The following is a 13933-nucleotide window of genomic DNA, read 5'->3' on the forward strand; positions in this document are numbered from 1 at the left end:
GGCGGCCTCGTCATTTCAACGCCCTGAAAACTCAGGAACGGTTCTTGTTGTAGAGATCGAAGAACACGGCTGCGAGCAGCACCACGCCCTTGATCATCTGCTGCAGGTCGATGTTGATGCCCATGATCGACATGCCGTTGTTCATCACGCCCAGGATGAAGGCGCCGATCACCGCACCGGCCACGGCGCCGACGCCGCCCAGCGCCGAGGCGCCGCCGATGAACACGGCCGCGATCACGTCGAGCTCGAGGCCCTGGCCGGCCTTCGGGGTCGCCGAATTGAGGCGGGCCGCATAGATCATGCCGGCGAGTGCCGCCAGTGCACCCATGATGGCGAAGACATAGAAGGTCATCCGCTCGGTCTTGATGCCCGAGAGCGCCGCAGCCTTGAGATTGCCGCCCAGTGCGTAGATGCGACGGCCGAAGGTCATGCGCTTGGTGATGAAGACGAAGGCGGCGATCAGGATGCCCATCACCACGAGGACGTTGGGCAGGCCCTTATAGGTGGCCAGCATATAGGCAAAGAACAGCACCAGCGCCGCGATGACCAGGTTCTTGGCCACGAACAGCACGAAGGGCTCGTTCTCATAGCCACGGGCCTGACGACGGGCGCGGCCACGAATGGCGAAGAACACCATGGCGACGACGGCGACGATGGCCAGGACCATGGTCGTGGTGTGCAGCGCGACGGCGGGCACAGCGGCGACAGCGGCAACGCCATCGCTGGCGGGTACGGCAACAACGGCGGGCGACAGCACGGTCGGCCCGATCACGTCGGGGATGAAACCGGCCGACAGCAGCTGGAATTCAGCCGGGAACGGACCAACCGACTTGCCGGCCAAAAGGGCCAGCGACAGGCCCTTGAAGATCAGCATGCCGGCCAGCGTCACGATGAACGAGGGGATGCGGTGATAGGCGATCAGATAGCCCTGCGCAGCGCCGATCGCTGCACCAACCACCAGACAGATGGCACCGGCCACGATCGGGTTGGCGAGGAAGGCGAATTCCGGCGGGAAGCGCCAGCCGACCATCAGCATGGCAGCGAGAGCGCCGACAAAGCCCGAGACCGAGCCGACCGACAGGTCGATATGGCCGGCCACGATGACCAGCAGCATGCCCAGCGCCATCACGATGATATAGCTGTTCTGCAGGATGATATTGGTCAGGTTGACCGGCTTGAACAGCACACCGGCGGTGAAATACTGGAAGAACAGCATGATCAGGATCAGCGCCAGCAGCAGGCCATAATCCCGCATATTGGCCTTGAGCGCACCGAGCACGGTGAGTTCCTGGTTCTGTACCTTGGTGCCCAACGGGGCGGTTTCGGTGGTCATGATGCCTTCCCTTCAGCGCGGACGATTGCGCGCATGATCTTTTCCTGGCTGGCGTCGCTGGTCGGCATTTCGCCAACGATGCGGCCTTCGTTCATTACATAGACGCGGTCGGTAATGCCGAGCAGCTCGGGCATCTCGGAGGAGATGACGAGCACGGCCTTACCCTGCGCCGCGAGTTGATTGATGATGGTGTAGATTTCGTACTTGGCGCCGACGTCGATACCGCGCGTCGGCTCGTCGAGGATCAGCACGTCCGGATTGCTGAACAGCCACTTGGAGAGCACGACCTTCTGCTGGTTGCCGCCCGAGAGATTGCCGGTGATCTGATAAACGCTCGACGAGCGGATATTGGTCTTCTTGCGGTAATCATTGGCGACGTCCATTTCGGTCATGTCGTCGATGACGCCAGCCCGCGAAATGCCGCCCAGATTGGCCAGCGTGGTATTGTGCTTGATATGGTCGATCAGGTTGAGACCATAGGTCTTGCGATCTTCCGTGGCATAGGCGAGGCCATTGGCGACGGCCTTTTCGACGGTGGCGGTGTCGATCTTTTTGCCGTTGAGGAAGACTTCGCCGGAGATTTTCTGGCCATAGGACTTGCCGAACACGCTCATGGCGAATTCGGTGCGGCCCGAGCCCATCAGCCCGGCAATGCCGACCACTTCGCCCTTGCGGATATTGATCGAGATATTCTTGATCACCTGGCGCTCGCGGTGCAGCGGGTGATAGACCGACCAGTCCTTGACCTCGAACACCACGTCGCCAATGTTGGGCTCGCGCGGCGGGTAACGGTCGTCAAGAGAACGACCCACCATCAGCGTGATGATGCGGTCTTCGGAAATCTCTTCCTTGTTCAGCGTCTCGATCGAGCGCCCGTCGCGGATCACCGTGATGCGGTCGGCGACCTTGGAAATCTCGTTCAGCTTGTGGCTGATCAAGATCGAGGTAATGCCCTGGCGGCGGAATTCCATCAGCAGGTCGAGCAGGGCCGCACTGTCCTTTTCCGACAGCGACGCGGTCGGCTCGTCGAGGATCAGGAGTTTGACTTCCTTGCTCAGCGCCTTGGCGATTTCCACCAGCTGCTGCTTGCCGACGCCGATATTGGTTACCAGCGTATCGGGGTCTTCGGTGAGCCCCACCATGCCGAGCAGCTTCCGCGCCCCGTCACGGGTCTCGTCCCAGTCGATCACGCCATTGCGGGCCTGCTCGTTGCCGAGGAAGATATTCTCGGCAATCGACAGCAGCGGCACCAGAGCCAGCTCCTGGTGGATGATGACGATGCCCTTGTGCTCGCTGTCGCGGATCGACTTGAAGTGCTGGACTTCGCCCTTGTAGACGATTTCGCCGTCATAGCTGCCGTCGGGATAGACCCCGCTCAGCACCTTCATCAGGGTCGACTTGCCGGCGCCGTTTTCACCCACGATGGCGTGGATTTCGGCCTCCCGCACGTCGAGGTTGACGTCCGACAGCGCTTTCACGCCGGGGAAAGTCTTGGTGATGCTGCGCATCTCCAGAATGGTATTGCTCATGCTTGCTTTCTCGCGGCTCACCCGGGCGTCGCCATCGGATGTCTTAGCGCCCAGCCCAGTGACGGGAAAGGGCCCCGCGTTGCCGCGGAGCCCCGATCTGTTGAATTTCCAGTTATTACTGGATGTCCGCTTCCGTCAGGTAACCCGAGTCGATCACGAGTTCCTTATAGTTGGATGCATCGACTTCATACGGGGTCAGCAGGATCGACGGCACAACCTTGACGCCATTGTCATAGGTAGTGGTGTCGAGGCCTTCCGGCGTGCCGCCCGAAACCAGCGTGTCGACGAGGTCGGCAGTGGTCTTGGCCAGTTCGCGGGTGTCCTTGTAGATGGTCGAATACTGTTCGCCGGCAATGATTGCCTTGACGGACGGTGCTTCGGCATCCTGGCCCGAGATCACTGGCCATGCCAGGTCAGCCGAACCATAGCCAACGCCGCGCAGCGACGAGATGATACCGCGGCTCAGGCCGTCATATGGCGAGAGAACGGCGTGAACGCGCGAACCGTCCGAGTAGTTGGCGGACAGGATGTTGTCCATGCGTGCCTGTGCGACTGCACCGTCCCAACGCAGGGTACCAACGGTGTCCATGCCAACCTGGCCGGACTTGATCACGACGTCGCCGGCATCGATCATGGGCTGCAGGACCGACATTGCGCCGTCATAGAAGAAGAAGGCGTTGTTGTCGTCCGGCGAACCGCCGAACAGCTCGACATTCCATGGCTTCTGGTCAGCAAAGTTGGCTTCGAGGCCCTTTACCAGCGAGTTGGCCTGCAGCACGCCGACCTGGAAGTTGTCGAAGGTGGTGTAGAGGTCAACATTGGCAGTGTCGCGGATCAGGCGGTCATAGGCGACAACCTTGATGCCGGCGTCAGCAGCCTGCTGCAGCACGGCAGACAGCGTGGTGCCGTCGATCGAGCCGATCACCAGTGCCTTGGCGCCCTTGGTGACCATGTTTTCGATCTGTGCGAGCTGGTTCGGCACGTCGTCTTCTGCGAACTGCAGGTCGACGGTGTAGCCCTTGGCTTCGAGAGCGGCCTTGAGTTCATTGCCGTCCGAAATCCAGCGCAGCGAGGACTGGGTCGGCATGGCAATGCCGATGGCGCCCTTGTCCTGTGCGAAGACAGCGGTGGAAGCGGTCAGCGCCATTGCGCCGACGGCCAGCACGGTGGCAAGCGTCTTGATAATCTTCACGTCTCGACTCCCTTTAGTATTTCGAGTTCAGAAGCTTTGGATGGTCGTCAGGGGAGAAGCCGGGGTGAACATGCGCGTTCCAGCGATCGCCCGAAAGCGTACGGCCAGTCTGTCTTGCATGAAGTCCTCCTTCTTGACGGCTGCTGCCGCCCGGGCCCTCCCAAGCCCACGGGCCGGAAACTAGGATAATCAGATAAGCCTGTAAAGCCGATTCCCGAGCCTGCTTGATTTTTTTCGATGATCGAATATTAACGATACCGCCTGTTTGCGGGCGATTGCGGTCAATGCAATCTCTGGCTAACATACAAGTACCCATTGAGGTACGTGCCCGGCAACGATCGCAAAGCGACACTGGCACGCTAAAGGTATCAGATACCTTGGAGGAGACGTGACGATTACCGAGGGGGACCTGCGCCCCGATCAGCCCACGGCAGCCATGGCCGTGGCCGAGGCTTTGGCGCGGATTATTCTGACCGAGATGAGCCCGGGCATCAGCCTGCCGAGCGAGGCGGAACTGGCCGCGCGCTATGATGTGAGCAGGCTCACCATCCGCGAAGCGGTCAAGCTTCTGGAGGGGCGCGGTCTGCTCGCCATCGCCCGTGGTCGCAAGGCCGTGGTGCGCGAGCCGGATGGCGCAGCCTTCGCCGACTTCCTGACCTCAGTCATCCGATATGATCCCAAGGGCCTGTTCGATCTTGTGGAGGTGCGCCTCTCGCTCGAAGTGCAGTCCGCCACCCTTGCCGCCAAGCGCGCCACCCGCGCCGGCATTGCCGCCATCGAAAGCGAATTGCAGGGCATGCGCGACACTGTGGGTGAACGCGGCGCCGAGATGAGCCACGACCAGGAACTGAGATTCCACACCCATGACGTGGGCTTCCACGAGGCAGTCGCGCTGGCCAGCGGCAATCGCGTGCTGGGCTTCTTGTTCGAGGCCATGGCGGTGCCCCTGCGCGAGGGCTTTTTCATCAGCCGTCGCGGCCATGAGCAGCGCGGCCACACTTTGCACGACACGATCGAGGCGCATCAGAAAGTGCTCGACTGCATCAAGGCCGGCAATAGCCGCGCCGCTGCCGACGCCATGCGCACCCATCTCAAGGACACCGAGCGCGACATCCGCGCCGCCCTCAGCCAGCTCGCCCTGCGCCCGGACCAGCCGAACTGACACACAAACGTCTTGCAGCCCGGCGCCGCATGGCCGAATAATCCGCGCCAAACGACAGGGCGGGCTATGGCGCAGCGCATCGACACTTCCGGAAATCGCCTCGACGACGCCGCCCGCGCCGGCTGGCTCTACTATGTCGCCGGCAATACCCAGGAAGAAATCGCCAGCAAGCTTGGCATTTCGCGCCAATCGGCCCAGCGCCTCGTCTCGCTCTCGGTCAGCGAGGGCCTGATCAAGGTGCGGCTCGATCATCCGATCGGTCGCTGCATGGATCTGGCCAGCCGGCTCAAGAGCCGCTTCGCGCTCGACCTCGTCGAAATCGTCCCCTCCGACCCTGCCAGTGATTCGACCATTGCCGGCGTGGCCCAGGCCACCGCCGCCGAAATCGAACGCTGGCTGAAGCGCCCCGACCCGGTGGTCATGGCCATCGGTACCGGCCGTACGCTCAAAGCCGCCGTCGAACAGCTGATGCCGATGGAAGCACCGCACCACAAGGTGGTTTCGCTCACCGGCAATATCGCGCCCGACGGCTCCGCCGCCTATTACAACGTGATCTTCAACATGGCGGATACGGTGAAGGCGCGCAGCTTTCCCATGCCGCTCCCGGTCATAGCCTCCTCGGCCAAGGAGCGCGAGCTGCTGCATGCCCAGCCGATGATTCGCGAAACCCTGACCCTGGCCGCCAAGGCCGACATCACCTTTGTCGGCGTCGGCCATATCGGCGCCGATGCACCGCTCTACCTCGACGGCTTCATCACCGATGCCGAGCTCAAAGCCCTGCAAAAGGCCGGCGCCGTCGGCGAAATCTGCGGCTGGAGCTTTGATGCCGAAGGCCGGCTGGTCGATGGCATCATCAATGACCGCGTCGCCTCGGCCCCCCTGCCCTCGCTTGAGGACGCTCTGGTCGTCGCTGTCGCCATGGGCAAGCGCAAATTGCCCGGCATTCGCGCCACGCTCAACCGGCACTTGGTGAACGGTTTGATAACAGACGAACGCACCGCCGAAGGCCTGCTCGAACTCTAGCAAGCCTTTGTTTTCGCTGACATAAATCCTTCTACATCGCAATCAATACCCACAGCGCGCCACCCGATCTGCGCATGGCACGCTTGACTCTGCCGCATAAGGTGTGAGTATTTGCCCATTGCCGGAACAATTGCTCGTTTCGGTTCAGGGAGGAATACCGATGAAACTGACACCCATTCTCGTGGGCGCGTTCACCCTTGCGCTGGCAGCTTCTGCCTCGGCGCAGACGCTCACCATCGCAACCGTCAACAATGGCGACATGGTCCGCATGCAGGGCCTCTCCTCGGCCTTCACCGAGGAAACCGGCATCGAACTCAACTGGGTCGTGCTCGAAGAAAATACGCTGCGCCAGAACGTCACCACCGACATCGCCACCAATGGCGGCCAGTATGACGTGATGACCATCGGCACTTACGAAGCCCCGATCTGGGCCAAGCAGGGCTGGCTGGCTCCTCTGGACGGTCTTTCGGCCGACGCCGCCTATGATGTCGACGACATCCTGCCCGCCATCCGCTCGGGCCTCTCGCTCGACGGCAAGCTCTATGCCGCGCCCTTCTACGGCGAGAGCTCCTTCATCATGTACCGCAAGGACCTGATGGAAAAGGCCGGCCTCACCATGCCGGAAGCCCCGACCTGGGAATTCATCGGTGAAGCCGCCCGCGCCATGACCGACCGCGCCAATGACATCAACGGCATCTGCCTGCGCGGCAAGGCCGGCTGGGGCGAGAACATGGCTTTCCTGACCGCCATGTCCAACTCCTTCGGCGCCAGCTGGTTCGACGAAAACTGGAAGCCCCAGTTCGACCAGCCGGAATGGAAGAACACCCTCGACACCTATCTGTCGCTGATGGCAGATGCCGGCCCGGCCGGTGCCTCGTCCAACGGCTTCAACGAAAACCTGACGCTGTTCCAGCAGGGCAAGTGCGGCATGTGGATCGACGCCACCGTCGCCGCATCCTTCGTGACCAATGCCGCTGACTCGACCGTTGCCGATCAGGTCGGTTTCGCTCTGGCTCCCGACAATGGTCTGGGCAAGCGCGGCAACTGGCTCTGGGCCTGGTCGCTGGCCATCCCGGCCTCGTCGCAGAATGCCGAAGCTGCCGAGAAGTTCATCAACTGGGCAACCAACAAGGACTATCTGGCAACCGTTGCTGCAGCCGAAGGCTGGGCCAACGTTCCCCCCGGCACCCGCACCTCGCTCTATGAGAATGCCGAGTACCAGGCTGCTGCGCCCTTCGCCAAGATGACGCTCGACTCGATCAACTCGGCCGATCCGTCGGCACCCTCGGTCAAGCCGGTTCCCTATGTTGGCGTGCAGTTCGTCGCCATCCCGGAATTTGCTGGTATCGGCACCAATGTCGGCCAGCTCTTCTCTGCCGCGCTTGCCGGCCAGATGTCGGCTGACGACGCCCTGGCACAGGCCCAGGAAGCAACCACCCGCGACATGACCCGCGCTGGTTACATCAAGTAGCTTCGAGCCGTCCCGTAGGGCAGTTCGCTCCAGTGGAGCGAACTGAGGCGAGAAGGCCATGAGGGCTATGCCCGAATGGCGGTTCCTCCCGAAGACTGCCCGCCCGGTCAACGAGTCCCCTTGGCGACCGGGCGGATTTCTAAAACGCAGGACATGGGCTGAGCTCCGACCACCTCTCCCCTGAGGGGAGAGGGGACGACGACCCCAAGCTCGGTTTCACCAACGGATCATCAGATGGCCACCGCACAGACCCGTACGCTCTCGCGCATCATGATGGCTCCGGCCGTCATCGTGCTTCTGATCTGGATGATCGTGCCACTGGTCATGACCCTGTGGTTCTCCTTCCAGAACTATTCGCTGATCAACCCGATGATGACCGGCTTTGCCGGCTGGGCGAATTACCTCTATGTCATCGGCGACCCCAGCTTCACCCAGTCGTTGGTCAACACGCTGATCCTCGTCGGCGGCGTGCTCGCCATCACCGTCATCGGCGGCACATTCCTCGCGCTGCTGCTCGACCAGCCGATCTGGGGCCAGGGCATCCTGCGTATCATCGTGATCTCGCCCTTCTTCGTCATGCCGCCGGTCGCAGCGCTGATCTGGAAGAATGGCTTCATGCATCCCGGCTACGGCATGCTCGGGCATTTGTGGAAATTCTTCGGCCTGCAACCGGTCGACTGGTTCAACCAGTATCCGCTGTTCTCGGTCATCGTCATCGTCGCCTGGCAATGGCTGCCCTTTGCGACGCTGATCCTGCTCACCGCCTTGCAGTCGCTCTCCGAAGAGCAGCGCGAGGCGGCCGAGATGGACGGCGCCAATGCCATCAACCGCTTCTACTATATTATCCTGCCGCATATGGCCCGCTCGATCACCATCGTGATCCTGATCCAGACCATCTTCCTGCTCGGCATTTTCGCTGAAATCCGCGTCACCACCGGTGGCGGCCCCGGCTATGCCTCGACCAATATCGCCTTCCTGGTGTTCCGCACCGGCATTCTCAGTAACGACATCGGCGCCGGCTCTGCCGGTGGCGTGGTTGCCGTCGTCATCGCCAACGTGGTCGCCTTCTTCCTGATGCGCGCCGTCGGCAAGAACCTGGACGCTTGAGGAACCATCATGGCACGCAACGTCTCCGTTCAGACCCGCATCGGCTTCACCATCGCCGCCTGGGCCATCGCGCTCCTGCTGTTCTCGCCCATCCTCTGGGTGCTGCTGACGGCCTTCAAGACCGAGGCCGAGGCGATTGCCTCGTCCCCGACCTTTTTCCCGCAGACCTTCACGCTGGAAAATTTCGGCGCCGTGCAGGATCGCTCAGACTATTTCAAGCACGCCTTCAATTCGATCGTCGTCTCGGTTGGCTCGACCCTGCTGGGCCTGATCATCGGCATTCCAGCCGCCTGGGCCATGGCCTTTGCGCCGACCAAGCGCACCAAGGATGTCCTGATGTGGATGCTCTCCACCAAGATGATGCCGGCGGTGGGCGTCTTGATCCCGATCTACCTGATCTTCCGCGACCTGCGCCTGCTGGACACCTTGCAGGGCCTGACCATCATCATGACGCTGATCAACCTGCCGATCATCATCTGGATGCTCTATACCTACTTCAAGGAAATCCCGGTCGACATCCTTGAAGCCGCACGCATGGACGGCGCCGAATTGTGGAACGAGATCGTCCACGTCCTCGTCCCCATGGCCGTACCCGGCATTGCCTCGACCCTGCTGCTCAATGTCATCCTGGCCTGGAACGAAGCCTTCTGGACCATCACGCTGACCTCGGGCCGCGCCGGAACGCTGACCGCCTTCATCTCCAGCTTCTCCAGTCCGCAGGGTCTGTTCCTCGCCAAGCTCTCGGCGGCATCCCTGCTGGCCATCGCGCCGATCCTGCTCATGGGCTGGTTCAGCCAAAAACAACTCGTCCGCGGCCTCACCTTCGGCGCTGTTAAGTAAGGACTTTTCGCCTAGCCCCAAAAAGTGGTCACCGGTTTTTGGACAAGGCTAGGCGAACAAAAGGAAACGTAAAAATGGGCTCCATTTCCCTCAAGAACGTCAAGAAGTCCTTCGGCGAAGTCCAGATCATTCCGGACATCAGCCTCGACATCAAGGATGGCGAATTCGTCGTCTTCGTCGGCCCCTCGGGCTGCGGCAAGTCCACTTTGCTGCGCCTGATCGCGGGCTTGGAAGACACCACGGCCGGGACCATCCTGCTCGATGGCGAGGACATGACCAAGGCGCCGCCGGCCCGGCGGGGCCTCGCCATGGTGTTCCAGTCCTATGCGCTCTATCCGCATATGACGGTGCGCGACAACATCGCCTTCCCGCTAAAGATGGCCAAGGCCAGCAAGGAAGAGATCGACAAGAAGGTCGAGTATGCCGCGCGCACGCTGAACCTCTCCTCCTATCTCGACCGCCGCCCGCGCGCCCTCTCCGGTGGCCAGCGCCAGCGCGTTGCCATCGGCCGCGCCATCGTGCGCGAACCCAAGGCATTCCTCTTCGACGAACCCTTGTCGAACCTCGACGCCGCACTGCGCGTCAACATGCGGCTCGAAATCACCGAGCTGCACCAGCAGCTCAAGACGACGATGATCTACGTCACCCACGACCAGGTCGAAGCCATGACCATGGCCGACCGTATCGTCGTGCTCAATGCCGGCAATGTGGAGCAGTTCGGCTCCCCGCTCGATCTCTACAAGAAGCCCGCCAACCGCTTTGTTGCCGGCTTCATCGGCTCGCCCAAGATGAACTTCGTCGATGGCCCGGAAGCTGCCAAACACAATGCCCATTCCATCGGTGTCCGGCCCGAGCACTTCAAGCTGTCCAAGACCGCCGAAGCCGGCACCTGGAAGGGCAAGGTCGGCGTCGCCGAACAGCTCGGCTCCGACACCTTCCTCCACGTCCATGTCGATGGACTAGGCCTGATGACAATCCGCACCGACGGGGACCAGACCTTCAGCCATGGCGATGACGTCTATCTGACGCCCGACCAGACGCGCATCTACCGCTTCGACGCTGCCGGCAAGGCAATCTAAGGACTATCCGGAATGACCACCAAGCTCTCGGCCCAGGCTCTCGGCTCGATTACCACCGCTGCGACCCCGGCCTATGACCGGAGCACTCTCAAAGCCGGCATCGTGCATTTCGGTGTCGGCAATTTCCACCGCGCGCACCAGGCCGTCTATCTCGACGACCTGTTTGCCACCGGCAGCGACCACGACTGGGCGCTGGTCGGCGCCGGCGTGCGCGAGGCCGACGAAGCCATGCGGCAAAAATTGAAAGCCCAGGACTGGCTGACCACCGTGGTGGAACAGGAAGCCGACAGCAGTGCCGCGCGCATTACCGGTGGCATGATCGATTATCTTAAGCCTGGTGAAAGCGCAGCGGTCATCGAGCGCTTGGCCGATCCGGCCATCCGCATCGTCTCGCTGACCATCACCGAGGGCGGCTATTATATCGACCCGGCGTCGCAAAAGTTCGACCCGACCCATCCCGACATCGCTTACGATGCCGCCAACATCGCCGCGCCGAAAACCACCTTTGGCCTGATCCTTGCCGGCCTGATCCGCCGCCGCGACGCCGGCATCCAGCCCTTCACCGTGATGAGCTGTGACAATATCCCCGGCAATGGCCATGTCACCGAAAACGCAGTGGTCGGCCTGGCCCAGCTTGTCGATCCGGCGCTGGCCACCTGGGTCCATGACAATGTCGCCTTCCCCAATGGCATGGTCGATCGCATCACCCCGGCCACCTCGCCGCGCGAGATTGCCCTCCTCGCCGATAATTTCGGCATCGACGACGCCTGGCCGGTGTTCTGCGAAAACTTCCGCCAATGGGTGCTGGAAGACAATTTCCCCGCCGGCCGTCCGGCGCTGGAAAAGGTCGGCGTGCAATTCGTCAAAGACGTCGCGCCCTACGAGCATATGAAGATCCGCATCCTCAATGGCGGCCATGCCACCATCGCCTATCCGGCCGGGCTGATGGACATCCACTTCGTGCACGAGGCGATGGAAAACAAGCTGGTCTCGGCCTTCCTCACCAAGGTCGAGCAGGATGAAATCATCCCCGTCGTGCCGCCGGTGCCCGACACCAATCTCGAAGACTACTACGCGCTCTGCCAGAGCCGTTTTGCCAATCCCAAGATCGGCGACACCATCCGCCGCCTGGCGCTGGATGGCTCCAATCGCCAGCCCAAGTTCATCATCCCATCCGCACTCGACCGCGTTCAACGTCAACAGTCTGTTAACGGATTGGCCCTGGTGAGTGCCCTCTGGTGCCGCTATTGCTATGGCGAAACCGATAGTGGCGCGGTGATCGAGCCCAACGATCCCAGCTGGTCCCGCCTCACCGCTCAGAGCAAGCTCGCCAAGGCCGACCCCAAGGCCTGGCTCGCCATGAGCGACATCTACGGCGCGCTGGCCAATGATCCGACATTCATCGCCGCTTTCTCCAAAGCCCTGACAACACTCTGGGAAATCGGCACCAAGGCGACGCTGGAGCGCTATCTGGCAGACAAGCTCTAGCCCGCCTTCGATCCATCCGCTAACGTCGCGCCCAATTGAGAGAGAGGGCGCCGATCCTTGACGCAAAGCCTCCTGGTGGCAGTGGATGTGGGTACGGGGAGTGCCCGGGCCGGTGTGCTGACGGCGCAGGGTGGCTTGCTCGCGCGCGCCGAGCATCCGATTGTCATGAACCGTACCGACGCCAATCATGCCGAGCATGACAGCGAGCAGATCTGGCTCGCCGTCTGCACCGCCGTGCGCGCGGCCATGAGCAAGGCCGGCGCCGATCCAAGCCATGTCCTCGGCCTCAGCTTTGACGCCACCTGCTCCCTCGTCGTCCGCGATGAACAAGGCAAGCCGGTCACCGTCTCGACCAATGGCGACGATCGCTGGGACACCATTGTCTGGCTCGACCACCGCGCCCTGGCTGAAGCCGACGAATGCACCTCAACCGGCCATGAAGTGCTCAAATATGCCGGTGGCGTCATGTCGCCGGAAATGGAAGCACCCAAACTCATGTGGCTGAAGCGCCATATGAAATCTTCCTGGGCCCGCGCCGGGATGTTGTTCGACCTGGCCGATTTCCTCTCCTGGAAAGCCACCGGGTCCCAAGCCCGCAGCCAGTCGACGCTGACCTGCAAATGGACCTACCTGGCCCATGACGAACAGAAGTGGCGGCATGATTTTCTGGCCATGGTCGGTCTCGATGACCTGCTGGAAAAAGCCGCGCTGCCCAGCGAAGCCAGCCCCGTCGGTGCCGATCTCGGTCCATTGACCGAGCAAGCCGCCGCCGACCTTGGCCTTACCATCAAATGCCGCGTCGGCGCCGGCCTGATCGACGCCCATGCCGGCGCGCTGGGTGTGCTCGGCGCCTTTGCCAATGACGTCCAGACCATCGACCGCCACTTGGCCCTCATCGCCGGCACCTCCAGCTGCGTCATGGCGCTCTCGGCGGAAGATCGCCCGACCAATGGCGTCTGGGGACCCTATTTCGGCGCCGTGCTGCCCGGCGTCTGGCTCAACGAGGGGGGCCAGTCGGCCACCGGCGCTTTGCTCGATCACATCATCCGCTGGCATGGCGCGGGCGGCGAACCGACCGCCGAAATGCACCAGGCCATCGCCCAGCGCATCATGGAACTGCGCCTGCGCGAGGGCCTGTCGCTGGCCGAACGCCTGCATGTGCTGCCCGATTTCCACGGCAATCGCTCGCCGCTCGGCGACCCCTTTGCGCTGGGCGTCATCTCGGGCCTGACGCTGGACAGCGATTTCGACAGCCTCTGCCGTCTCTACTGGCGCACCTCCGTCTCGATCGCGCTGGGCGTCCGTCACATCCTCGAAACCCTCAACACCCGCGGCTATGCCATCGACACGCTGCATGTCACCGGCGGCCACACCAAGAATGCCGTGCTAATGGAGCTTTATGCCGACGCCACCGGCTGCACCGTCGTCGAATCCTCGGCCAAGGACGCGACGCTTCTCGGCATGGCCATGGTCGCCGCCACGGCCGCCGGAATCTATCCCAGTCTCGACGCCGCCTGTGTCGCCATGCAGCAGGGCGGCAGCGAACGCGCGCACGATCCCGGCGCCCGCGCCCAGTTCGACAAGGACTACCGCATCTTCCTCGAAATGCTGCGCCAGCGGCAGGTTATCGACGCAATGGCCTGATGCGCCCTAGCGGCTGGGCGCAACACCCGCTAAGCTCCTCCCCGGGAAGTCAAATTCGTGGCCTG

At 62.2% G+C, this 13933-nt stretch carries 11 protein-coding genes; 8 read left to right on the forward strand and 3 right to left on the reverse strand.

Annotation, left to right across the window (positions count from 1 at the left end):
* Nucleotides 1-31: 31 nt before the first annotated feature.
* The 3 genes from mmsB to chvE form a co-directional block, all read right to left on the reverse strand.
* Nucleotides 32-1333, reverse strand: a complete 1302-nt coding sequence (mmsB, locus tag BM045_RS09140) for a multiple monosaccharide ABC transporter permease (protein WP_092182411.1) — start codon at nt 1331-1333, stop codon at nt 32-34.
* Complete coding sequence (gene mmsA, locus BM045_RS09145; protein ID WP_092182413.1) at nt 1330-2862, reverse strand: multiple monosaccharide ABC transporter ATP-binding protein; 1533 nt, start codon at nt 2860-2862, stop codon at nt 1330-1332. Before mmsA ends, mmsB begins: the two co-directional genes overlap by 4 nt.
* Before the next feature lie 115 nt (nt 2863-2977).
* Complete coding sequence (chvE, locus tag BM045_RS09150) at nt 2978-4054, reverse strand: multiple monosaccharide ABC transporter substrate-binding protein (RefSeq protein ID WP_092182415.1); 1077 nt, start codon at nt 4052-4054, stop codon at nt 2978-2980.
* 388 nt (nt 4055-4442) lie between these two features.
* Between chvE and BM045_RS09155 the strand changes: the two genes are divergently transcribed.
* The 8 genes from BM045_RS09155 (at nt 4443) to BM045_RS09190 (ending at nt 13868) form a co-directional block, all read left to right on the forward strand.
* Nucleotides 4443-5216, forward strand: a complete 774-nt coding sequence (locus tag BM045_RS09155) for a FadR/GntR family transcriptional regulator (RefSeq protein WP_092182417.1) — start codon at nt 4443-4445, stop codon at nt 5214-5216.
* Between the two features lie 66 nt (nt 5217-5282).
* A complete protein-coding gene (locus BM045_RS09160; protein WP_092182419.1) occupies nt 5283-6239 on the forward strand; it encodes a sugar-binding transcriptional regulator in 957 nt (318 codons plus the stop codon).
* A gap of 160 nt (nt 6240-6399) precedes the next feature.
* Nucleotides 6400-7710, forward strand: coding sequence for an ABC transporter substrate-binding protein (locus BM045_RS09165; RefSeq protein ID WP_092182421.1), 1311 nt, complete (start codon nt 6400-6402; stop codon nt 7708-7710).
* A gap of 234 nt (nt 7711-7944) precedes the next feature.
* Nucleotides 7945-8817 carry a carbohydrate ABC transporter permease gene (locus BM045_RS09170; RefSeq protein ID WP_092182424.1) on the forward strand — a complete coding sequence of 291 codons (873 nt, stop codon included), beginning with the start codon at nt 7945-7947 and terminating at the stop codon, nt 8815-8817.
* 9 nt (nt 8818-8826) lie between these two features.
* Nucleotides 8827-9657, forward strand: a complete 831-nt coding sequence (locus BM045_RS09175) for a carbohydrate ABC transporter permease (protein WP_092182426.1) — start codon at nt 8827-8829, stop codon at nt 9655-9657.
* 74 nt (nt 9658-9731) lie between these two features.
* Entirely contained in the window at nt 9732-10736 is a 1005-nt protein-coding gene (locus BM045_RS09180) for an ABC transporter ATP-binding protein (RefSeq protein WP_092182428.1), read from the forward strand.
* 12 nt (nt 10737-10748) lie between these two features.
* The gene (locus tag BM045_RS09185) at nt 10749-12224 is read left to right on the forward strand and encodes a mannitol dehydrogenase family protein (RefSeq protein ID WP_092182430.1); all 1476 of its coding nucleotides are present in this window, start codon (nt 10749-10751) and stop codon (nt 12222-12224) included.
* A gap of 57 nt (nt 12225-12281) precedes the next feature.
* Nucleotides 12282-13868 (forward strand): FGGY-family carbohydrate kinase, encoded by a 1587-nt coding sequence (locus BM045_RS09190; protein ID WP_092182432.1) that lies wholly within the window; start codon nt 12282-12284, stop codon nt 13866-13868.
* Nucleotides 13869-13933: the final 65 nt, after the last annotated feature.

The sequence above is a fragment of the Devosia sp. YR412 genome, from assembly GCF_900110945.1.
GTDB lineage: Bacteria > Pseudomonadota > Alphaproteobacteria > Rhizobiales > Devosiaceae > Devosia.

Bases quoted from the DNA above. Each gene is read 5' to 3' on its own strand.
- BM045_RS09180 (WP_092182428.1), top strand. From the start codon at position 9,732: ATGGGCTCCATTTCCCTCAAGAACGTCAAGAAGTCCTTCGGCGAAGTC.
- BM045_RS09185 (WP_092182430.1), top strand. From the start codon at position 10,749: ATGACCACCAAGCTCTCGGCCCAGGCTCTCGGCTCGATTACCACCGCT.
- BM045_RS09170 (WP_092182424.1), top strand. From the start codon at position 7,945: ATGGCCACCGCACAGACCCGTACGCTCTCGCGCATCATGATGGCTCCG.
- BM045_RS09175 (WP_092182426.1), top strand. From the start codon at position 8,827: ATGGCACGCAACGTCTCCGTTCAGACCCGCATCGGCTTCACCATCGCC.
- mmsB (WP_092182411.1), bottom strand. From the start codon at position 1,333: ATGACCACCGAAACCGCCCCGTTGGGCACCAAGGTACAGAACCAGGAA.
- BM045_RS09160 (WP_092182419.1), top strand. From the start codon at position 5,283: ATGGCGCAGCGCATCGACACTTCCGGAAATCGCCTCGACGACGCCGCC.
- BM045_RS09165 (WP_092182421.1), top strand. From the start codon at position 6,400: ATGAAACTGACACCCATTCTCGTGGGCGCGTTCACCCTTGCGCTGGCA.
- mmsA (WP_092182413.1), bottom strand. From the start codon at position 2,862: ATGAGCAATACCATTCTGGAGATGCGCAGCATCACCAAGACTTTCCCC.